This window comes from Morganella sp. Je.2.23 (assembly GCF_051129855.1).
GTDB lineage: Bacteria > Pseudomonadota > Gammaproteobacteria > Enterobacterales > Enterobacteriaceae > Morganella > Morganella sibonii.
Window position 1 is genome coordinate 1,998,254 of sequence record NZ_JBCPSQ010000001.1, and the last position, 22,596, is coordinate 2,020,849.

Below are 22,596 nucleotides of genomic sequence, written 5' to 3' on the forward strand. Positions count from 1 at the left end.
CTTGTACGTGTGATGATTCAGAAATCTGATGGTTCAGTGTGCAGCAGATTGTCTGCCGCGGACAGCTTCAGATATATCAGTGTAATGTCGGTTTCTGTGCCGGCGCATCAGCCGTTTGTGCGCTGCGCGGTTTTGCCAGCGAGATATAGCACAGCTGTACGGCCACGCGGACATACTCGATCACTTCTTCCAGCGCATCATCCAGTGCTTCGGTATCTTCCGCTTCATCATAGCCCAGCATGCCGATTTCACGCAGATCAGTGACAATTTCTTTCACTTCATTACGATCACCAAATTTCGGATCGGCCACACCCAGACCTAATAAGAAGTGATTGACCCAGCCGGCCAGCTCATCAGCCCGGGCAAACACACCCGCGTCATCATCCGGCAGCAGTAAATTAAACTGGCATTCGGTATCATCAAGCAGCTCAAATGTGGTATTAAAGAGAGCACGCAGCGGTTGTGCCAGAATCTGTGAAAACGCCATACCTTCGTTGGTCAGGTCGTGGATCAGCGCCATCCAGCTCTCATCAGTGTTACCGCCGCAGAGCAGACCCGTGATCAGGCCGTGCATCTCTGACGCAGTCATGGCAACGGCTTGCTGACGTAAAAGTTCATCAAGTGTTTTAAAATCGGGCAGTGTTTTATCCGGGGTCATTATTTTGCTCACCAGTCGGGTTTCAGTTCGTGATATGCTACCATCAAGAGGCGCCGCTGTACCAGATAAGGGCTGCGGCCTGCTGCTATAACGTACACAATTCACGTCACACAGGATAATATCCTGTTGCAGAACCAAAGGAAGATTTCATGTCTGCACAACCCGTTGATATCCAAATATTCGGGCGTTCCATGCGCGTTAATTGTCCACCGGAACAAAAAGAAGCTCTGCTCGCTTCCGCTGCGGAGCTTGAACAACGGTTACAGGACCTGAAAGAGCGCAGCCGGGTCACTAACGCGGAACAGCTCGTTTTTATCGTTGCGTTAAACATCTGTCACGAACTGACACAAGAAAAATTGAAAACGCGCGATTATGCCTATAACATGGAACAAAAGATAAAACTGTTACAGCAGACTATCGAGCAGGCGCTGCATGACCAAACCCGAATTACAGAGCGCCAGGTAACACCTATTGAATAAAATTGTTTAGAAATCAGTCACTAGACAAAAAAAATTTCGAAATTAGGTTGCAATCTCAGCCCGATTTCATACAATGAGTTTAAGAACAACGTTACACGTAGTTCACAAAATTCTCTGAGATGTTTGTCTGCGGGTCAGTCCCCTGAGCCGATATTGATACAGACAGAATGTGGTGATTTGTCACCGGTGAGCATACCTGATTCGTTCAGGCAGCCTAATGGAAGCAACGCCGCGTTCACCTTGAACCAAGGGTTCAAGGGTTACAGCCTGCGACGGCATCTTGGAGACCTCTCTCTTATTTATCTCCTGATATTTCGCTGATTTCACTATGACTCATGACCCGCTGTTACAATCACGGCATCATCTGCGTCAGTTAATCCGCAACAAACGCCGTGCCCTGACCCCGCAGCAGCAGACGGCAGCCGCACAAGATCTTGTTCAGCAAATCATTCACCACCCCGGCATTGACCGCGCTGATAATATTGCCCTGTTTCTCTCTTTTGACGGCGAGATAGATACCCGCCCGCTGACAGAGTGGCTGTGGTCACAGGGGAAACACGTATATCTGCCGGTTCTTCACCCGTTCAGCCGCCATCATCTGTTATTTCTTGCCTATCATCCTGATACCCCGCTGATTAAAAATAAATTTTCAATTTCAGAACCGGCTTTGGATGTCACACAGGTATTGCCGCCGCAGGAACTGGATATCATGTTTATTCCGCTGGTTGCATTTGATGAAAAAGGCGGGCGTCTCGGGATGGGCGGCGGTTTTTATGACCGTACACTGGCAGACTGGCAGAAGAAAGGATTTTACCCGCTGGGACTGGCGCATGATTGTCAGCAGGTCAGTGAGTTACCCGTTGCAGAGTGGGATGTGCCGCTGCCGGAAGTGATCACACCATCACGCCGCTGGCTGTGGCCGGAACACAAATAAACCAGTATAAACAGACTGTTACTTATCATAGAAATACACCGGCACGCATTGACTCCGGTGAAACTACCGGTAACGGGCAAAACGAAAAGCCGCTTTAAATACATCCCTGTAAGCTCAGGCGCGTCATCCATGACGCGCATGCTTTTTCGTTCGCTTGCCCGTTATCCGCAGAGCAATCACCGCTCTCAGAACAACAGACGTGCTCTTATTGTTCCCGGCAGGGCTTTCAGTTGCAGCAGAACATCATCCGCCTCATCCTGATTATTTGCCACAATATCGATAACAACATAACCCAGATCACCCGCCGTCCGCAGATACTGTGCTGCGATATTGATACCGCGATCAGTAAAGACCTGGTTGATGCTGGTCAGCAGACCCGGGCGGTTTTCGTGAATATGCAGCAGACGGTTTGCATTCTGTCCGTGCACCGGCAGTGATACTTCAGGGAAGTTGACCGCAGAAAGCGTCGAACCATTATCGGAGTATTTCGCCAGCTTGCCGCCGACCTCAAAACCGATATTTTCCTGTGCTTCCTGGGTTGAGCCGCCGATATGCGGGGTAAGAATGACATTATCAAACCCAATCAGCTCAGAAATAAACGGATCTTCCGGGTCATTGTTTGCCGCCGGTTCAGACGGGAACACATCCACCGCTGCGCCGGACAGGTGTTTTGATGCCAGAGCCTGACTGAGCGCCGGAATATCCACAACCGTACCGCGTGAGGCGTTAATAAAAATCGCGCCCGGTTTCATCAGTTCAAACTCATGTTTACTCACCATATTTTTGGTGGATTCCGTTTCCGGCACATGCAGTGTGACCACATCACTCATATTCAGCAGCTCAGATAAATGACGCACCTGAGTGGCATTACCGAGCGGCAGTTTGTTTTCGATATCGTAAAAATAGACATCCATACCGATGGATTCCGCCAGGATACCCAGCTGTGTCCCGATATGGCCGTAGCCGATAATCCCCAGTTTTTTACCGCGCGCCTCATAGCAGCCTTTCGCCTGTTTATCCCAGATACCACGATGAGCTTTGGCATTTGCCTCCGGAATACGGCGCAGCAGCAGTAACAGTTGCCCCAGCACCATCTCAGCCACGGAACGGGTGTTTGAGAAAGGTGCGTTAAAGACAGGAATACCGCGTTTTGCCGCCGCGCCGAGATCGACCTGGTTAGTCCCGATACAGAAACAACCGACAGCGACCAGTTTTTCCGCACAGGCAAAAATCTCTTCTGTCAGTTGGGTACGGGATCGGATACCGATAAAACGCGCATCACGGATCGCTTCTTTTAATTCTTCCGTGGATAATGCGCCTTTATGATATTCAATGTTTGAATAACCCGCTGCTTTCAGACTGTCTGCCGCACTCTGGTGTACGCCTTCCAATAGCAGAAATTTAATTTTATCTTTTTCCAGTGATACTTTTACCATGACCCTGCCTTTTGTTAAGTTCCCGAAATGTCCTGTCCTCACATCAAAATAACAAAAAATAACGTCTCCGCAATACACGCCCCTGTATAAGTCACAGAACAAGTTACAGGGAAAAGGCGGGTTTGCAGAAGAAAATGAAAAAATGCCACTGAGTGCTGATATTTTGGGCATATCAAAGACAAAATTGTGATATATATCACCGAAATTTATGATTTAAAAAAAAATAAAAAAGGAACCGTCTCCGGTTCCTTATTCTGTATCGGTATATTACAGATAGCTTACTGATTTATTTAATGGTTTTTACGCCATCCTGAGTACCCATCAGCACCACATCCGCACCGCGGTTGGCAAATAAACCTACGGTCACCACACCGGCGATACCGTTAATTTTATTTTCCATCTCAACCGGGTTCAGAATTTCCAGATTGTAGACATCCAGAATCACGTTGCCGTTATCCGTTACCACATTCTGACGGTATTCCGGCTGACCACCGAGTTTGACCAGCTCACGCGCCACATAAGAACGCGCCATCGGGATCACTTCCACCGGCAGCGGGAATTTACCCAGCACATCAACACGCTTGCTTTCATCCACGATACAAATGAATTTTTTCGCAATAGCCGCCACGATTTTCTCACGGGTCAGTGCCGCACCACCACCTTTGATCATGTTCATATGGTGGTCGATTTCATCCGCGCCGTCGACATACACGTCCAGGCTGTCCACATCATTGCAGTCCAGCACCGGAATGCCGTAGCTTTTCAGTTTTGCGGTTGATACCTCTGAGCTGGATACCGCGCCGTCAATCTGGCCTTTCATCGTCGCCAGCGCATCAATAAAGTGAGACGCGGTGGACCCGGTGCCCACACCAACAATAGTGCCCGGCTTCACGAATTCTAATGCCGACCAGCCAACCGCTTTCTTTAATTCATCCTGAGTCATGTTATTGCCTTTTCATCGTCATCCTATGCCACCGGCATAGCCCGTGATAATTATAGCAATTATTTCTCCCCCGGAATGCGAATTGTGGCATATTGTGAATGACTGATAATAAAGAGGAGAAAACCGCCATGAGACGACCGGATTATCGTGCCCTGCAGGCGCTGGACGCTGTTATCCGTGAACGTGGTTTTGAGCGGGCTGCACAGAAACTCTGTATTACCCAGTCTGCCGTTTCACAGCGCATCAAACAGCTGGAAAACCTGTTCGGACAGCCGCTGCTGGTGCGTACCGTGCCGCCGCGGCCGACCGAAGAAGGCCAGAAGCTGCTCGGTCTGCTGCATCAGGTGGAATTACTCGAAGCCGAATGGCTGGGGGATGATGCCGGTAATATTGAACCGCCTCTGATCTCTCTGGCGGTCAATGCCGACAGCCTCGCGACCTGGCTGCTTCCGGCGCTTCGCCATGTTCTGGCTGATCTGGCTATCCGCCTGAATATTCAGGTGGAAGATGAATCACGCACGCATGAACGCCTGCGGCGGGGGGAAGTGGTTGGTGCGGTCAGTATTCAGCCGCGTCCGCTGCCGGGATGTCTGGCGGATCAGCTTGGCGCGCTGGATTACCTCTTTGTCGCCTCACCGGAATTTGCCGCCCGTTATTTTCCTGACGGCGTCAGCCGCAGTGCTCTGCTGAAAGCCCCCGCTGTGGCGTTTGATTATCTTGATGATATGCACATGGCCTTCCTGCAGACCAATTTTGACCTCGCACCCGGCAGTGTGCCGAGCCATGTTCTTAATTCCTCGGAAGCCTTTGTGCAGCTGGCAAAACAGAGTTCAGCCTGCTGTATGATCCCGCATTTGCAGATTGCGGATGAACTGGAGCGGGGAGAGTTGCTGGATCTGACACCGGGTCTGTTTCAGCGCCGGATGCTGTACTGGCACCGGTTTGCACCGGAAAGTGCCACCATGCGGCAGGTGACTGACGCCCTGCTGAAACACGGGCGTCAGACATTGCGGCAGGCGCCGCCTGAAACGGATTAACGTTTCAGTTCAAACACAACATCCACCTGATCGCGGAAGTCGATAGTCTGTTGTTCATAGGTTTCATCCGCAGATACCGCTGCCGGTGCATTGGCAGCCAGCATCATTTTACCGCGCGCCATCACCGGAACCGGCTGTGGTGCGTTATAACCGATGCTGTACACGGCACCCAGCTCAGAACCAAAGCCTTTTGCCACGGCTTTCGCCTGTGAAACGGCATCATCAATGGCTTTCTGACGCACTTCCGCACGATATTTCTCCGGATTATTCACTCCGAACTCCACTGCACTGATATCATTCAGGCCGCTTTTCAGTGCGCCGTCGAGCAATGTGTTCAGCTTGTCCAGATCATAGACTTTCACCGTCACTGAACGGGAGGCGTTATAACCGCGGATAACAGATTCTTCTTTCTCTTTATCATAGACATAATCCGGACTGGTACTGATATTGGCCGCATTAATGTCTTTCTTTTCAATCCCCTGAGCTTTCAGAAAATCAAAATATTGCGCCACACGTTTGTCCGCCTGTGCTTTGGCGGCTGACGCATCTTTTTCCTTTACGGTCACATTGATAGTCAGTGTCGCCATATCAGGCTCAGCCTGAATCACAGCGCTGCCGGAGGTTGAAATATGCGGGCCTGCGGGGGTTTCCGCTGCCTGAGCCGCAGCCGTGTAACTCCCCAGGGCAACCATAGCGGCAAGAGCAAGAGATTTCAGTTTCACATATCCTCCTTCTGTTTTAAACCGGTCACATAACAGGACGTTATGCCGGAATAAATAACACTAGCACACTCTGACGAAACAATATTTCGGATTAATAAGAAATATTCAATCCTTTTAAAGCTAATTGTATCGCGATATACCACATCACCGAGCCGACAAACAGGTTGATAATCCGCTGTGATACCGGTTTTTGCAGCACCGGCGAAAACCAGGCCGCCAGCAGCGCCAGGCCGAAGAACCACAATACCGATGCACATACTGCCCCTGCGGTAAACCAGATGCGCATATCGGAGCCCAGTTGTCCGCCGATACTGCCCAGCACCACAAAGGTATCCAGATAAACATGCGGATTCAGCCAGGTAACGGCCACCAGCGTCATAATCACCCGCCAGCGGCTGCGGACAACCTGCTCCTGCATCGTCAGTCCGGCATCCGCCGTAAAGACTGCCCGCAGCGCTCCCCAGCCATACCACAGCAAAAATGCCACCCCGCCCCAGGTGACCAGTGCCATCAGTAACACAGACTGGCTCAGCAGTGCGCTGCCGCCAAAGACCCCGGCCGTGATCAGTAACACATCACTCAGCGTGCATAAAAATGCACTCATCAGATGATACTGCTTCCTGCTTCCCTGTTGTAATACAAATACATTTTGTGGCCCGAGCGGCAATATCATTGCCGCGCCAAGTAATAACCCCTGAAAATACGTCGATAACATGCAAAAAATCCCGATAATTATTCAATCCACGCCGGATGGAATGAATATTACCGGGATTTCAGTATTAGTGAAATTAATACAATTAATGGGTCATTAACGAGACTAATATTTCGAGAGAAATGCGGTCAGATCCACTCCCAGACCAGACGCACCGGGGTACCGAGGCATTCACTCACACGGCTGATAATTTCATCCCGCCCGTTATCCATACAGACAATAAAACTGTTGTTATAACGGACAGTCAGCCCGTAACACGCAAGACCGCCGGTTTCATCATAATCCATATCGGGAATGACGGCAGGCGCCCCGCAGCAGGGGGTATTGCGCGGTGCCAGAGCGGCAGAAATGCGTTCCTCTCCGGTAACCGCAAAAATCGCATTCATCTGCGCCCCCCACCAGGTACCGGAAACCGGCTTGCGGCAGACAGGACAGAGCGGATAACGGAAGTTTTCACTGCCGGACCAGAAAATAATATCCGGGTCCGCCTGATGCATAATATCGTCAGCCGCCATCCACTCACTCAGATACTGTTCCGCAGCCTGCTGCTGCTCAGCATCCGGGACATAACTCAGTGTCTCAGGAATAAAATGAAGTAAATGCTCGCTCATCACAATCTCTCACTTTACGGCAAAAAAAAGCGGCACCCGGAAAAAGGGTACCGCTGATAATATACACCTGTTACGCCTGCTGTTGCTGATTATTCTGATGCATATGGACATCAAGCTGCGGGAACGGAATACCGATATTATGCTTATCCAGCGCACGTTTGAAGTTTTCCAGCAGATCCCAGTATACATCCAGGAAATCGCCGTTTTTTGTCCAGTAACGGACAACAAAATTCAGGGAGGATGGTGCCATTTCGTTGAGGCGAACCACGATACCTTTCTCTTTCTGCACGCGCGGATCAGCGGCAACAATCTCAGTCAGAATCTCTTTAACCTGATCAATATCGGCGTTGTAAGCCACACCGACAATGATGTCACGGCGGCGATCCGGTTCACGGGTAACGTTAATAATATCGCCCGCAATTACTTTACCGTTCGGGATCACAATAATCTTGTCATCCGCGCTGCGCAGTGTGGTGGAAAAAATCTGCACATTCTGAACAGTCCCTTCTGACGCCCCGATAACCACATATTCACCGGCACGGATAGGACGGAAAATCACCAGCAATACCCCTGCCGCGAGATTTGAGAGTGATCCCTGTAATGCCAGACCCACGGCCAGACCTGCCGCACCCAGCACCGCGATAACGGACGCCGTCTGCACACCAAGACGCCCCAGAACGGCAATCAGTGTGAAAGCAATAACTGCATAACGAACCATTGCTGACAGAAAATCAGAGACGGTAACATCCACACCGCGCATCGACAGCAGGCGGGAAACCGCTTTGCCGGCCATTTTCGCCACAAACAGACCGATAATCAGCGTCAGCACAGCAGCCACAATATTCACCGCATAATCCAGCAGCAATGTCTGATTATTTGCCAGCCAGCCGGTTGCCTGATTCAGTCCATCCGTCAGGATTTGTTCATTCATTCATCCACCTCATAAGTTATCGGAAATAAATAAAAACAACATTGTTGCAATAACCGACCGATTATCGCATCAGGTAAAGAACTACTGGTTTATATTACCGTAACAAATGAAAATTTCAGAATAAAAATTCTCAGCCCTGCCCGCCGGTCACAATAAATTTACGATAATTTTCCAGTAAAATCATAAAGTCAGCCGTTCCGCAGAACGCAATACTTTCATTATCGTAATAACTCATACCTTCATCCGGTTCATCGGTTTCAAAGGTAATCTGATTGGCGTTAATCATGATTTCCTCATCATCCATCAACAGGGTGTATTCATGCCCCACCCGCTGCCACTGCTGCTCACGCCCTTTAATACTGTCAAACGCCAGCGTTATCTCATCGATGACCGAGAGATCCCCTTTTACTTCTTCATTCAGCCAGTGACCGATCGCTTCGTGATCCATTGACAGCTTAACTATCACGTTCCCGTCGATCCCGAGGGAAAATTCATAATCCATCGCTGTATACCTCTTGTTAATACTTTACCGCTGTCACGTATGCAACACCTGTCCTTATTTTAGCGGGTTATCCGGTTTTCAGGTACATTCATACCGTAATTAACCGGCTGACAGGTATAAAAAAACGGGAGACAGTGTCTGCTGTCTCCCGCCGGTAAAATAACTGCGGATTGATTCAGATGCTGACTATCACACCTGAGTCTGGAAAATCACGCCATCCGCGACTTTGGTGTACTGATTCAGCTGGTCGAAGTTGAGGTAACGATAAGTATCTTCCGCTGTCTCATCCACTTTATCCATAAAGGTCTGGTACTCCGCCGGTGTCGGCAGGCGTCCCAGCAGGGAAGCCACTGCCGCCAGTTCCGCTGAGGCCAGATACACATTGGCACCGGTGCCCAGACGGTTCGGGAAGTTACGGGTGGAGGTGGATACGACCGTTGAGTTATCCGCCACACGTGCCTGGTTCCCCATACACAGTGAACAGCCCGGAATTTCAATACGTGCACCGCTTTTGCCGAAGATACTGTAATAGCCTTCTTCTGTCAGCTGCGCGGCATCCATTTTGGTCGGTGGTGCGACCCACAGGCGGGTCGGTAACTGGCCCTTATAGCTGTCGAGCAGTTTACCCGCCGCACGGAAGTGCCCGATATTCGTCATGCAGGAGCCGATAAACACTTCATCAATCTTGCTTCCGGCCACATCTGACAGCAGACGTGCATCATCCGGGTCATTCGGTGCGCAGAGAATCGGCTCTTTGATCTCATTGAGATCGATTTCGATCACGGCAGCATAATCTGCATCCGCATCGCCTTCCAGCAGTTGCGGATCGGCCAGCCATTTTTCCATGCTCTGAATACGGCGCTCGATGGTACGGCGATCGCCGTAACCTTCCGCAATCATCCATTTCAGCAGGACGATATTGGAATTGAGGTACTCTGTAATCGGCTCTTTATCCAGTTTGATGGTACAACCTGCCGCAGAACGCTCGGCAGATGCATCCGCCAGCTCAAACGCCTGTTCCACTTTCAGTGTCGGCAGCCCTTCAATTTCCAGGATACGGCCGGAGAAAATGTTTTTCTTCCCTTTTTTCTCAACGGTCAGCAGCCCCTGCTGAATAGCGTAATACGGAATCGCATGCACCAGATCACGCAGCGTGATCCCCGGCTGCATTTTTCCTTTAAAACGCACCAGCACAGATTCCGGCATATCCAGCGGCATAACACCGGTTGCAGCCGCAAAAGCAACCAGACCGGACCCGGCCGGGAAGGAAATACCAATCGGGAAACGGGTGTGTGAGTCACCGCCGGTGCCGACGGTATCCGGCAGCAGCATACGGTTCAGCCAGGAGTGGATGATACCGTCCCCCGGACGCAGCGACACACCACCGCGGTTCATAATAAAATCAGGCAGGGTGTGATGTGTATTTACATCCACCGGCTTCGGATAAGCAGCAGTATGACAGAACGACTGCATCACCAGATCAGCCGAGAAGCCGAGACAGGCCAGGTCTTTCAGTTCATCACGGGTCATCGGCCCGGTGGTGTCCTGGGAGCCGACAGAGGTCATCTTAGGCTCGCAGTACTCGCCCGGACGAATCCCCGCCACGCCGCAGGCACGGCCGACCATCTTCTGAGCCAGTGAGAAACCGCGGGTGCTTTTCTCAACCGGTTTTGCCTGACGGAAAATATCCGTATGCGGCAGGCCGAGAGACTCGCGTGCTTTTGCAGTCAGGCCGCGACCGATAATCAGCGGAATACGGCCACCGGCGCGGACTTCATCCAGCAGCACATCGGTTTTCAGTTCAAACGTCGCCAGCAGCTCATTGGTATCATGATTGCGGATCTCGCCCTTATACGGGTAAACGTCAATCACATCTCCCATATTCAGATTGCTGACATCCACTTCCACCGGCAGCGCACCCGCATCCTCCATGGTATTGAAGAAAATCGGGGCAATTTTTCCGCCCAGCACAATACCGCCGCCGCGTTTGTTCGGCACATACGGGATATCATCCCCCATAAACCACAGCACGGAGTTAGTCGCGGATTTACGGGAAGACCCGGTACCGACCACATCGCCGACATAGGCCAGCGGGAACCCTTTTTTGCTGAGCAGATCAATCTGATTAACCGGCCCGATATTGCCCGGTTCATCCGGATCAATACCGTCACGCGGGTTTTTCAGCATCGCGAGTGCATGCAGCGGGATATCCGGACGCGACCAGGCATCCGGTGCCGGTGACAGATCATCGGTGTTGGTTTCACCGGAGACTTTAAAGACAGTAACGGTCAGTTTCTCTGCCAGCTTCGGACGTTCAAGGAACCAGTCTGCATCAGCCCAGGACTGAATAATTTTCTGTGCATATGAATTACCGGCTTTTGCCTTTTCTTCCACATCATAGAAATTATCAAACATCAGTAAGGTATGAGAGAGCGCTTTGGCGGCGACAGGGGCCAGTTTTTCATCATCGAGGGCTTCAATCAGGGCGTGAATGTTATAGCCACCCTGCATGGTTCCGAGTAATTCAACGGCTTTTTCAGCGGAGATCAGAGGTGAATGTGCTTCACCTTTTGCCAGAGCGGCCAGGAAACCGGCTTTCACATATGCGGCTTCATCAACACCCGGCGGTACACGGTTGGTAATCAGATCAACAAGAAACGCTTCTTCGCCTGCCGGCGGAGATTTCAGTAATTCGACTAACTCAGCAACCTGAGCAGCTTCCAATGGCTTAGGGGCGATCCCTTGTGCTGCACGTTCGGCAACGTGCCTGCGGTAATTTTCCAGCACGACGTACTCCTTGCTTTGTGTTTTTTATGAGTGCCCGGCAACGGGGTTTCAGCATATCAAAATTTAAACACATTGTTAATTCATTCACATTAAAGCAACATAAACAATTTGTGAGCTGAATAACATTAGTGAATTAAACTTGCTGCTTACCCGTTTCACCAGTGTTATGCCGCTTTAAACAGGAATCTGCACAATTATTGATTACGCCGGAAATGCAAAAAACGGTTGTTTGCGTAGTTCAGCTGCACCGGGAACGACGGTCAGCATACTGAATTTATTAATATCTGAATAATACCGGTTTGTCTATGAGTACACAGGCGGGGCGATGACTGCAGAGAATAAAAAAATCCGGCGCCAGAGGCTGCCGGATTTTTATTTTCAGCCGGGTAACAATACTGTTACCGGGTCAGCTGATTACTTTTTCTTTTTCGCTTTCGGATTCGGAAGGTCAGTGATGCTGCCTTCGTAAATCTCAGCCGCCATACCGATTGATTCGTACAGCGTCGGGTGAGCGTGGATGGTCAGAGCCAGGTCTTCCGCATCACAACCCATTTCGATAGCCAGACCGATTTCACCTAACAGCTCACCGCCGTTAGTACCGACAATCGCACCACCGATAACACGGTGAGATTCTTTGTCGAAAATCAGTTTGGTCATACCTTCAGCGCAGTCAGACGCGATTGCACGGCCGGAAGCCGCCCACGGGAAGGTTGCTGTTTCGTAGCTGATGCCCTTCTCTTTCGCTTCTTTCTCGGTCAGACCAACCCATGCCACTTCCGGTTCGGTGTAGGCAATAGACGGGATCACTTTCGGATCGAAGTAGTGTTTCAGACCGGAGATAACTTCGGCTGCCACGTGACCTTCGTGAACACCTTTGTGCGCCAGCATCGGCTGACCGACGATATCGCCGATAGCAAAGATGTGCGGCACGTTGGTGCGCATTTGTTTGTCAACGTGGATGAAACCGCGATCGTCAACTTCAACACCGGCTTTATCAGCCGCCAGCAGTTTACCGTTAGGAGTACGGCCGATAGCCACCAGAACCGCGTCATAACGCTGTGGTTCTGCAGGGCCTTTCTTGCCTTCCATCGTGACATAGATACCGTCTTCTTTTGCTTCAACGGCGGTCACTTTGGTTTCCAGCATCAGGTTAAACTTAGTGCTGATACGTTTGGTGAACAGTTTAACGATGTCTTTATCTGCCGCAGGAATGACCTGGTCAAACATTTCAACAACATCAATCTCTGAACCCAGCGCGTGGTATACGGTACCCATTTCCAGACCGATGATACCACCACCCATGACCAGCAGACGGCCCGGGACGGTTTTCAGCTGCAGTGCATCTGTTGAATCCCATACACGCGGATCTTCATGCGGGATAAACGGCAGCTGAATCGGGCGTGAGCCCGCTGCAATAATAGCATTGTCAAACGTGATGGTGGTTTTACCCTTCTCACCACTGACTTCGATAGTATTAGCGCCGGTGAACTGGCCGAGACCATTCACAACAGTCACTTTACGGCCTTTCGCCATACCGGCCAGACCGCCGGTTAACTGAGAAATAACTTTCTCTTTCCACAGACGGACTTTATCGATATCAGTCTGCGGTTCGCCGAACACGATGCCGTGAGAAGCCAGCGCTTTCGCTTCTTCGATCACTTTAGCAACATGCAGTAATGCTTTGGACGGGATACAACCTACGTTCAGGCAGACACCACCTAAGGTTGAATAGCGTTCAATCAGGACAGTTTCCAGACCTAAGTCAGCACAGCGGAAAGCCGCTGAATACCCTGCAGGGCCCGCACCAAGTACAACGACCTGGGCTTTAATTTCAGTACTCATCGTGACCTCTTAATTGTTTGTCCGGCGGGTCAGACGACATATATTCCACCGGGACGTACACACTGAGAGCAGTTTACAAAATTGTTAACAACCTGGAAAGGCGCAGTTCTGTGACCTGACTCCCGTTATCCGGGATGAGCACGTTTCAGCCTGCGCCGCTAAGACCGGCTCTGCACCGGTCTTAGTGTAATTGCTTACATTGCCAGGCGGCGTAAATCGCTCATGTACTGATTAATCAGCGTGATGAAGCGGGCGCCGTCAGCACCATCGATCACACGGTGGTCGAAGGAGAGTGACATTGGCAGAATGAGACGCGGAACAAACTGTTTGCCGTCCCATACCGGTTTCATGGATGAACGTGACAGACCCATGATAGCCACTTCCGGTGCGTTAACAATCGGTGCGAAACCGGTTGTCCCGATACCGCCCAGGCTGGAGATAGTGAAGCATCCGCCCTGCATATCAGAAGAAGTCAGCTTACCGTTACGGGCTTTCTTGGAGATTTCAGCCAGTTCGTAAGACAGTTCCAGAATACCTTTTTTGTTCACATCTTTGATGACAGGAACAACCAGGCCGTTCGGGGTGTCTACCGCGATACCGATATTGACATATTTCTTCAGAATCAGACGCTGTGCATCTTCAGTGATAGAGCTGTTGAAACGCGGCATTTCGACCAGCGCTTTTGCGGCAGCTTTCATCACGAAGACCAGCGGAGTGATTTTCACGCCCAGCTGTTTCTTCTCAGCTTCTTTGTTCTGCTGTTTACGGAATTCTTCAACATCAGTGATATCCGCTTCATCCATCAGCGTAACGTGCGGGATCATTACCCAGTTACGGCTCAGGTTAGCACCGGACAGCTTCTGAATACGGCTCAGTTCAACTTCTTCCACTTCACCGAACTTGCTGAAGTCCACTTTCGGCCATGGCAGCATGCCAGGTAAGCCGCCGCCTGCTGCAGCCGGAGCTGCTTCAGCGCGTTTCACCGCATCTTTCACATAAGCCTGAACGTCTTCACGCAGGATACGGCCTTTACGGCCTGTGCCTTTGACTTTCGCCAGATTCACACCGAATTCACGGGCCAGACGACGGATAACCGGACTTGCGTGAACGTAAGCATCGTTCTCAACGAAGTCATTACCCGCAGCCGGTGCTGCTGCCGGAGCCGCTTTCGCTGCCGGTGCAGAAGCCGGAGCTGCTGCCGCTGGTGCGGCTGCTGCAGGCTGTGCTGCCGGAGCAGGTGCTGCGCCCGCAACTTCAAAGACCATAATCAGAGAGCCGGTTTTGACTTTATCGCCGACCGCTACTTTGATTTCTTTGACTTTACCTGCCATCGGAGACGGGACTTCCATTGAGGCTTTGTCGCCTTCAACGGTGATCAGAGACTGTTCTTCAGTCACGGTATCGCCGACGCTGACCATAATTTCAGTCACGTCAACTTCGTCACCGCCGATATCCGGTACATGGATTTCTTTGTCTGCTGCCACGGCCGGTGCCGCTGCTGCAGGTGCCGGAGCGGCTGCGGCAGGCTGTGCCGCCGGTGCTGCGCCCGCAACTTCAAAGACCATGATCAGGGAACCGGTGCTGACTTTATCGCCGACAGCAACTTTGATCTCTTTAACCACACCCGCCATCGGAGACGGAACTTCCATTGAGGCTTTGTCGCCTTCAACAGTGATCAGAGACTGTTCTTCAGTCACGGTATCGCCGACGCTGACCATGATTTCAGTCACATCAACTTCGTCACCACCGATATCCGGTACGTGAACTTCCTGCAGTGCAGATGCTGCAGCCGCTGCCGGAGCAGCAGGTGCGGCAGCCTGAGCTGCCGGAGCAGGAGCCGCTGCTGCGGCCTCTGCTTCAAATACCATGATGAAAGAACCGGTGCTGACTTTATCGCCCACGGCAACTTTAATCTCTTTAACAACCCCTGCCTGCGGAGACGGAACTTCCATCGACGCCTTGTCACCTTCAACGGTGATGAGTGATTGTTCTGCTTCTACTTTATCGCCGACACTGACCAGAATTTCAGTTACATCAACTTCATCTGAACCGATATCAGGCACATGGATTTCAATAGACATTAATTTTTACCTCTTATGCCACACGCGGGTTAACTTTTTCAGGGTTGATGCTGAATTTCTTAATGGCTTCTTCAACCACTTTCACGTCAATTTCACCACGTTTAGCCAGCTCACCCAGAGCAGCAACAACAACATAACCGGCATCAATTTCGAAATGATGACGCAGGTTATCACGGCTGTCTGAACGGCCGTAACCGTCAGTACCCAGTACGCGGTACTGGTCAGCAGGAACATAACCGCGAACCTGTTCTGCGAACAGTTTCATCCAGTCTGTGGATGCCACAGCCGGTGCATCGTTCATCACCTGAGTGATGTAAGGCACGCGCGGGGTTTCTGACGGGTGCAGCATGTTCCAGCGATCACAATCCTGACCTTCACGTGCCAGCTCGGTGAACGAGGTCACACTGTAGATATCAGAGCTGATGCCGTATTCAGAAGACAGAATCTGACCTGCGTCACGTACGTGACGCAGAATCGCACCTGAACCCAGTAACTGTACCTTGCCTTTATCGCCGGTCAGGGTTTCCAGTTTGTAGATACCTTTACGGATACCTTCCTCAACACCTTCCGGCATTGCAGGCATATGGTAGTTTTCGTTCAGTGTGGTGATGTAGTAGTAAATGTTTTCCTGCGCTTCACCATACATACGCTCCAGACCATCCTGCATGATGACCGCAACTTCGTACGCGAATGACGGGTCATAAGACAGGCAGTTAGGGATAGTCAGAGACTGAATATGGCTGTGGCCATCTTCGTGCTGCAGACCTTCACCGTTCAGGGTGGTACGGCCGGAAGTACCGCCGATCAGGAAGCCGCGTGCCTGCTGGTCGCCTGCCATCCACATCAGGTCACCGATACGCTGGAAACCGAACATTGAGTAGTAGATGTAGAACGGAATCATCGGCAGGTTGTTGGTGCTGTAAGAGGTTGCAGCCGCCAGCCAGGATGCGCCCGCACCCAGTTCGTTGATACCTTCCTGCAGGATCTGACCTTTCACATCTTCACGGTAGTAAGCAACCTGCTCACGGTCCTGCGGGGTATACAGCTGACCTTTGGAGTTGTAGATACCGATCTGACGGAACAGACCTTCCATACCGAATGTACGTGCTTCATCCGCGATGATTGGCACAATACGCTCTTTGATGGATTTGTTTTTCAGCATCACGTTCAGTGCACGCACAAACGCGATAGTGGTGGAGATTTCTTTGTTCTGCTCTTCCAGTAACTGGCTGAAATCGCTCAGTGCAGGAATATCCAGTTTCTCATCGAAGTGAGAACGGCGTGAAGGAACCGGACCATGCAGTGCCGCACGGCGTTCCATCATGTATTTCTGCTCTTCAGAGTTTTCGTCAAACTTGATGAACGGCAGTTTTTCCAGCTGATCATCAGCCACATCGATGTTGAAACGATCACGGAGATGGCGCACGCCTTCCATGTTCATTTTCTTAACCTGGTGAGCGATGTTTTTACCTTCAGCAGTATCACCCATACCATAACCTTTAACGGTCTGGGCCAGGATCAGGGTTGGTTTGCCTTTGGTGTCATGCGCTTTTTTCAGTGCAGCGAACATTTTCTTCGGATCGTGACCACCGCGGTTCAGTGCGAAGATCTGCTCATCAGTCCAGTCTTTGACTAATGCAGCGGTTTCCGGATAACGGTTAAAGAAGTGTTCACGAACGTAAGCACCATCTTTGGATTTGAATGTCTGATAGTCGCCGTCAACGGTTTCGTTCATCAGCTGAATCAGTTTACCGCTGGTATCTTTCTTCAGCAGTTCATCCCAGCGGCCGCCCCACATGACTTTGATTACCTGCCAGCCCGCACCGGAGAACATACCTTCCATTTCGTTAACGATTTTACCGTTACCGTTTACAGGGCCGTCGAGGCGCTGCAGGTTACAGTTGATAACGAAGATCAGGTTGTCCAGGTTTTCACGGACAGCGATATTGATTGCACCTTTAGATTCCGGCTCATCCATCTCGCCATCACCCAGGAAGGCATAAACGGTTTGCTCAGAGGTATCTTTCAGACCACGGTGTTCCAGATATTTCAGGAACTTAGCCTGATAGATAGCAGCCAGCGGCCCCAGACCCATAGAAACGGTCGGGAACTGCCAGAAGTTAGGCATCAGTTTAGGGTGCGGATAAGAAGGCAGACCTTTGCCGCCGATTTCCTGACGGAAATTGTTCAGCTGCTCTTCGGTCAGACGACCTTCCATGAATGCGCGTGCGTAGTAGCCCGGGCTTAAGTGGCCCTGGAAATAAATAACATCACCGCCGTCTTTTTCGTTCTGCGCACGGAAGAAGTGGTTGAAGCACACTTCATACATGGTAGCCGCAGACTGGTAAGACGCCATGTGACCGCCCAGATCCAGATCTTTCTTGGATGCGCGCAGAACCATCATGACAGCGTTCCAGCGGATAGCAGAACGGATACGACGCTCCAGCTCCAGGTTGCCCGGGTAGGCAGGTTCATCCTCAACAGGAATGGTGTTGATGTAATTACGGGCCGCAGCACCTGCTGCAACACTCACACCACCCTGACGGGCAGTATTCAGAACCTGATCAATCAGGAACTGTGCACGCTCAACACCTTCTTCACGGATGACCGATTCGATCGCCTGTAGCCAGTCGCGGGTTTCGATCGGATCCACGTCATTGTTCAAAATGTCTGACATGGTGTATTCCTTATAGTTTATCTGTTTCTAATGATATTCGGAGCCTATCTTCACGTATCCCGCCTTAACGGTGACGGGCGACGTGAAGATAGGCCCGGCTATATATTGCCGCTGATGCATAGGTCAGCTTACAGACGCAGCATTCAGGGATCTGTAAGCCCCAAAACCATTACTGATTTATTCTGTATACTGCTGAAGACGGCGCAGTGAACGTTCCCGGCGGGTGTGCTCCCGGCTCATATCCAGCAGGACGTCTTCCAGGAATGCCAGATGGCGGTGGGATGCCTCCCGCGCTGCCTCCGGCGACCGGCTCATAATGGCCCGGAATACCTGTTCCCGGTGTTCGCTGACCATCGCCAGCATCTCTTTCCGGGTGTATAAAAATTCAAAGTTCTGCCGGATATTTTTTTCCAGCATCGGCACCATACAGCGCAGCAAATGTAACAGCACCACATTATGTGCGGCTTCTGTGACAATAAGCTGATATTGCAGTACGGCCTGAGATTCTGCTTCCACATCCCCGGCGTCGCGGGCATCGGCTATCGCCTGATGGCTGTTGGTGATACGGACAAAATCTGCTTCGGTTCCCCGCAGCGCCGCATAATAAGCAGCAATACCCTCAAGGGCATGACGGGTTTCCAGCAGATCAAACTGAGATTCGGGGTGCCCTTCCAGCAGCTGGGCAAGCGGGTCGCTGAAGCTTTGCCAGAGATTGCTCTGTACAAATGTGCCGCCACCTTGTCTGCGCAGCAGAAAGCCTTTCGCTTCAAGTTTTTGAATTGCTTCGCGCAGTGAGGGACGTGAGACATCGAACTGTTTGGCCAGCTCGCGTTCAGGCGGCAGCTTTTCCCCCGGGCTTAATGTGCCGTCGAGGATTAAGTGCTCAAGCCGCTGTTCGATCACGTCGGCTAATTTTGGTTGGCGGATTTTGCTGTAAGCCATATTTGTATCAGAACCATCAACATGGATAAATATTGCTTCATGGGTTTTGTAGTCAATTGGTAATACCAATTTCTTTTACAGGGTCTTAAAGTAACAAAGTATTCACCAACTGTCTATAAAGACCTTGAGCTAAATCATAAAAACCAGCAAGTTTTAACAATTTTTTTTAAATTTTAGCATAAATTGATAACTGATACGTTTAAATGCTGCATCGTGAATGTTACAGAATTTAACGTTTAAATTCAGATAAATACGCAAACTGAACCGTTACAGTGACCATTTTGATGAATATACAATCAATATTTGTGCATTTTTACCGCGCCATATAACTATCACCCTGATTTGCCCCGGCCTCGTCAGGTTATCTCCGCTGCGTCTGTATCCATAAAATGCATTTAGTCAGTAACAGGTTACCGGAATGCTAATTTTAGCAGGGAACCGGTAAACAGGAAAACTTCGCCTCAGTCAGATCTGCGAAATTTTACGGCTTATTCAGCCGGAATGTCTGCCGGATTCAGTGAATTCCTGTATCGGTTCCAGTCGAAACAAGGGCCGGGATCTGTTTTGCGTCCCGGTGCGATATCACTGTGTCCGGTGATATGCCCTTTCATTTGCGGGTAATGCATCAAAAGCGTCTGTGTCACAGAAGCCAGTGCCCGGTACTGTTCATCGGTGAATGGTTGTGTATCGGTCCCTTCCAGCTCAATACCGACGGAAAAATCGTTACACTTTTCTGTCCCCTGATAGCAGGAAACGCCCGCATGCCAGGCTCTTGCATCAAATGGCACATACTGCACAATTTCCCCGGTCCGGCGGATCAGACAGTGAGCAGAAACCCGCAGCGCCTGTATTTCTGCAAAAAACGGATGTGCACCCGGGTCCAGCGTCCCCTGAAAAAGCTGGTCAATATACGGACCGCCGAACTGCCCCGGCGGCAGGCTGATATTGTGGATTACCAGTAAACGGGGAGTCACGTTTTCCGGCCGGGTATCGTGATGCGGTGAGATAACCCTGCGTGCTGTGGTCAGCCAGCCATCCTGAATATCCATTCGTTCTCCTGAGCAAAAGCCGTTATTGAATCACATAACCAATACCATTTTGTGCCGCACAGTATACGTGTCTTCCCCCCTCTCCGGGGAGTGCTGATTTTTTTCAGCTGATTTCTGCGTGTCAGACCGAAAAAAAATCTGCCGTTTTCAGTTGTTACACCGCAGTTTTCCATCTGTGCCGAGAAATCCGGATACCTCTCTTTTTTGACGATCCGTCATTGAATAGAGTGCATCACGCTAAATAAGTACCCCGTTCACAGACACAAAAAGGAGCATCAGTATGAATCAGCACGGATTCACATTAATCGAGGTGATGGTGGTGATCGCCATTGTGGCGGTTCTCAGTGCCATTGCGGTTCCGGGCTATCAGAACTATATCCGCAAAGCAGCACTGATTGATGTGCTGCGGACTGTCACCGCGTTTAAAACCGGTGTGGAGTTGTGCAGTTTTGACAGCCCCTCTTTTGCCGGATGCAACAGCGGACAAGGTTCCGTTCCCGCCGGTTCCCCGGGACGTTATATCAAATCGGTTAAAGCGGAAAACGGTGTTGTGACAGTTCAGGGAAACAGTTCACTGGCTGCGCTGACAGTCAGCACAACCCCGGGAAGAAATCCGCTGAACGGCATTACTGTCTGGACAACCTCCTGTGACACGAAAGAAGACGCACTGAAAAAAATCTGTATTGACGTCATTAAGTAACATACCGACATGAAAAGGAATTCATTATGCAAGCAGGTACACTTTCCCCTGTTACCCGCACCGGCGGGGAGGAACAACTCTTACTGGCTGAAGTTCATGCGTTATGTGAACGTAACGAGCTGATGCTGATTGACTGTAATCCGGATGCGGTCCGGGTTGCAGCCGCACAGCAGCCGCGCCGGGATGTTGTGTCCGCTATCCGCTTTCTGGCCGGTAAGCGGGTGGATATTGAATTATGGCACAGTGAGAAACTGGCTTACTGCCGCCGGAATACCTCACTGCCGGAGCCGGTACTTTTCCCCGGCGTAACACCGGAAACAAACGTACCGGTTTCTGCGGATACCGGTTCACCGCCGCCTCCCGCCCTTCCGCCTGCCGATAATCACCGGCAGCCACCGGATACCGACACATGGCCGGCAGAACAACAATCCGCCGCGGTCAGCTTTGTTAACCGGATGATTGCCGGTGCTGTTGCCAAGCGGGCATCCGATATCCATATCGAACCGGCACAGCAGGGCTACCGGATACGGGTCAGAATCGACGGGCAGTTGCATACACTGAATTCTCCGCCGCCGGAAATCAGCGGAGAGATCATTATCCGCATCAAAATTATTGCCGGACTCGATATTGCCGAAAAACGGTTACCCCAGGACGGTCAGTTTGAATGGCTGGAAAATAACACCCGTTATGCGATCCGTGTCGCCACACTGCCCACAATTTATGGTGAAAAAGTGGTGCTCCGGCTGCTGAGTACCACGCAGAATCTGGCGCTGGAAAAATCAGGACTGACACCTCAGCAACTGAAAACATTACATGACGGCCTCAACAGTGCCACCGGTATTATTTTACTGACCGGCCCCACCGGCAGCGGTAAAACCGCCACACTTTACGGCTGTCTGCAATACCTGAATCAGAACAACCGGAATATCTGCAGCGTTGAAGACCCGGTGGAAATTCCGCTGCGGGGGATCACCCAGACACAGATAAACCCGAAAATTGAACTGGGCTTTGCCGCCATTCTCCGCGCCCTGCTGCGCCAGGACCCGGATGTCATTATGGTGGGGGAAATCAGGGATAAAGCAACGGCTGAAATGGCTGTCAAAGCGGCTCATACCGGTCATCTGGTATTGTCCACCCTGCATACCAATTCCGCGGAAGATACTTTTTCGCGGCTGCGGCAACTGGGCATTGACGAGTACTTCATTAAAACCTGCATCAAACTGATCATTGCCCAGCGTCTGGTCCGCATGCTGTGTCCGCGCTGTAAAACGCAAAAACAGGAAATGGAGAGCGTGATACTGGGCAGCGGAAAAACACATCAATTCACCCCGTGGCAGGCAAACGGCTGTGAGCACTGCTTTTCAGGTTATTACGGCCGAACTGCCTGTTTTGCCTTTCTGACACCGCAACAGGCACAATCTTCTGCCGCTGGTGTATTGCCCGGTTCACTGTTTGACGCAGGCGTCGCACTGGCAGAGTCCGGGGTAACCACACTCAGTGAGATTTACCATATGCAGGATATCTGACATCTGCTGCTCAACAGGAGTGATGCT

General features: G+C 51.0%; 19 protein-coding genes and 1 other RNA gene. 6 read left to right on the plus strand and 14 right to left on the minus strand.

From position 1 onward, the window contains the following. Positions 1 to 76: 76 nt before the first annotated feature. Entirely contained in the window at positions 77 to 658 is a 582-nt protein-coding gene (locus AAZR23_RS10010) for a YecA family protein (protein ID WP_434692441.1), read from the minus strand. A 149-nt stretch (positions 659 to 807) separates the two neighbouring features. Here AAZR23_RS10010 and zapA point away from each other — a divergent pair, with 149 nt between their 5' ends. From zapA to AAZR23_RS10025, 3 genes are all read left to right on the plus strand, one after another. Further along, on the plus strand, positions 808 to 1,137 hold the full coding sequence (gene zapA, locus AAZR23_RS10015; RefSeq protein WP_046894472.1) for a cell division protein ZapA: 330 nt from the start codon (positions 808 to 810) through the stop codon (positions 1,135 to 1,137). 108 nt (positions 1,138 to 1,245) lie between these two features. After that, positions 1,246 to 1,428: non-coding RNA, 6S RNA (gene ssrS / locus AAZR23_RS10020), on the plus strand. 37 nt (positions 1,429 to 1,465) lie between these two features. Continuing rightward, positions 1,466 to 2,071: a 5-formyltetrahydrofolate cyclo-ligase gene (locus tag AAZR23_RS10025; protein WP_434692218.1), complete on the plus strand. Its 606-nt coding sequence runs from the start codon at positions 1,466 to 1,468 to the stop codon at positions 2,069 to 2,071. Positions 2,072 to 2,256: 185 nt separating this feature from the next. On the opposite strand, the gene serA is transcribed toward AAZR23_RS10025, so the two are convergent. Beyond that, a complete protein-coding gene (gene serA, locus AAZR23_RS10030; RefSeq protein ID WP_166708327.1) occupies positions 2,257 to 3,507 on the minus strand; it encodes a phosphoglycerate dehydrogenase in 1,251 nt (416 codons plus the stop codon). A gap of 286 nt (positions 3,508 to 3,793) precedes the next feature. Then, a complete protein-coding gene (rpiA, locus tag AAZR23_RS10035; protein ID WP_046894475.1) occupies positions 3,794 to 4,450 on the minus strand; it encodes a ribose-5-phosphate isomerase RpiA in 657 nt (218 codons plus the stop codon). 128 nt (positions 4,451 to 4,578) lie between these two features. Here rpiA and AAZR23_RS10040 point away from each other — a divergent pair, with 128 nt between their 5' ends. Next, positions 4,579 to 5,487, plus strand: a complete 909-nt coding sequence (locus AAZR23_RS10040) for a LysR family transcriptional regulator ArgP (protein ID WP_052926940.1) — start codon at positions 4,579 to 4,581, stop codon at positions 5,485 to 5,487. Here AAZR23_RS10040 and AAZR23_RS10045 read toward each other — a convergent pair. The 11 genes from AAZR23_RS10045 to ampD form a co-directional block, all read right to left on the minus strand. After that, positions 5,484 to 6,209: an oxidative stress defense protein gene (locus AAZR23_RS10045; protein WP_434692222.1), complete on the minus strand. Its 726-nt coding sequence runs from the start codon at positions 6,207 to 6,209 to the stop codon at positions 5,484 to 5,486. The genes AAZR23_RS10040 and AAZR23_RS10045 overlap by 4 nt on opposite strands. A 91-nt stretch (positions 6,210 to 6,300) precedes the next feature. Next, entirely contained in the window at positions 6,301 to 6,924 is a 624-nt protein-coding gene (gene argO / locus AAZR23_RS10050) for an arginine exporter ArgO (protein WP_046894477.1), read from the minus strand. A 125-nt stretch (positions 6,925 to 7,049) separates the two neighbouring features. Further along, positions 7,050 to 7,532: a hypothetical protein gene (locus tag AAZR23_RS10055; protein ID WP_208323176.1), complete on the minus strand. Its 483-nt coding sequence runs from the start codon at positions 7,530 to 7,532 to the stop codon at positions 7,050 to 7,052. A 70-nt stretch (positions 7,533 to 7,602) separates the two neighbouring features. Further along, complete coding sequence (gene mscS / locus AAZR23_RS10060; RefSeq protein ID WP_166708330.1) at positions 7,603 to 8,463, minus strand: small-conductance mechanosensitive channel MscS; 861 nt, start codon at positions 8,461 to 8,463, stop codon at positions 7,603 to 7,605. Between the two features lie 130 nt (positions 8,464 to 8,593). Further along, complete coding sequence (locus tag AAZR23_RS10065; RefSeq protein WP_166708331.1) at positions 8,594 to 8,965, minus strand: YacL family protein; 372 nt, start codon at positions 8,963 to 8,965, stop codon at positions 8,594 to 8,596. A 189-nt stretch (positions 8,966 to 9,154) separates the two neighbouring features. Beyond that, complete coding sequence (gene acnB / locus AAZR23_RS10070) at positions 9,155 to 11,752, minus strand: bifunctional aconitate hydratase 2/2-methylisocitrate dehydratase (protein WP_434692226.1); 2,598 nt, start codon at positions 11,750 to 11,752, stop codon at positions 9,155 to 9,157. Positions 11,753 to 12,166: 414 nt separating this feature from the next. Then, positions 12,167 to 13,594 (minus strand): dihydrolipoyl dehydrogenase, encoded by a 1,428-nt coding sequence (lpdA, locus tag AAZR23_RS10075; protein WP_127375977.1) that lies wholly within the window; start codon positions 13,592 to 13,594, stop codon positions 12,167 to 12,169. Positions 13,595 to 13,788: 194 nt separating this feature from the next. Then, positions 13,789 to 15,675 (minus strand): pyruvate dehydrogenase complex dihydrolipoyllysine-residue acetyltransferase, encoded by a 1,887-nt coding sequence (gene aceF, locus AAZR23_RS10080; RefSeq protein WP_046894484.1) that lies wholly within the window; start codon positions 15,673 to 15,675, stop codon positions 13,789 to 13,791. A 13-nt stretch (positions 15,676 to 15,688) separates the two neighbouring features. After that, on the minus strand, positions 15,689 to 18,352 hold the full coding sequence (gene aceE, locus AAZR23_RS10085) for a pyruvate dehydrogenase (acetyl-transferring), homodimeric type (RefSeq protein ID WP_434692230.1): 2,664 nt from the start codon (positions 18,350 to 18,352) through the stop codon (positions 15,689 to 15,691). A 177-nt stretch (positions 18,353 to 18,529) separates the two neighbouring features. After that, the gene (pdhR, locus tag AAZR23_RS10090) at positions 18,530 to 19,294 is read right to left on the minus strand and encodes a pyruvate dehydrogenase complex transcriptional repressor PdhR (RefSeq protein ID WP_025152795.1); all 765 of its coding nucleotides are present in this window, start codon (positions 19,292 to 19,294) and stop codon (positions 18,530 to 18,532) included. 488 nt (positions 19,295 to 19,782) lie between these two features. Next, complete coding sequence (ampD, locus tag AAZR23_RS10095; protein ID WP_434692233.1) at positions 19,783 to 20,343, minus strand: 1,6-anhydro-N-acetylmuramyl-L-alanine amidase AmpD; 561 nt, start codon at positions 20,341 to 20,343, stop codon at positions 19,783 to 19,785. Positions 20,344 to 20,623: 280 nt separating this feature from the next. On the opposite strand from ampD, the gene ppdD reads away from it, so the two are divergent. Both ppdD and AAZR23_RS10105 read left to right on the plus strand, forming a co-directional pair. Further along, on the plus strand, positions 20,624 to 21,043 hold the full coding sequence (gene ppdD / locus AAZR23_RS10100; protein ID WP_434692236.1) for a prepilin peptidase-dependent pilin: 420 nt from the start codon (positions 20,624 to 20,626) through the stop codon (positions 21,041 to 21,043). Positions 21,044 to 21,069: 26 nt separating this feature from the next. Continuing rightward, positions 21,070 to 22,569 (plus strand): ATPase, T2SS/T4P/T4SS family, encoded by a 1,500-nt coding sequence (locus tag AAZR23_RS10105; protein ID WP_434692239.1) that lies wholly within the window; start codon positions 21,070 to 21,072, stop codon positions 22,567 to 22,569. Positions 22,570 to 22,596 lie beyond the last annotated feature (27 nt).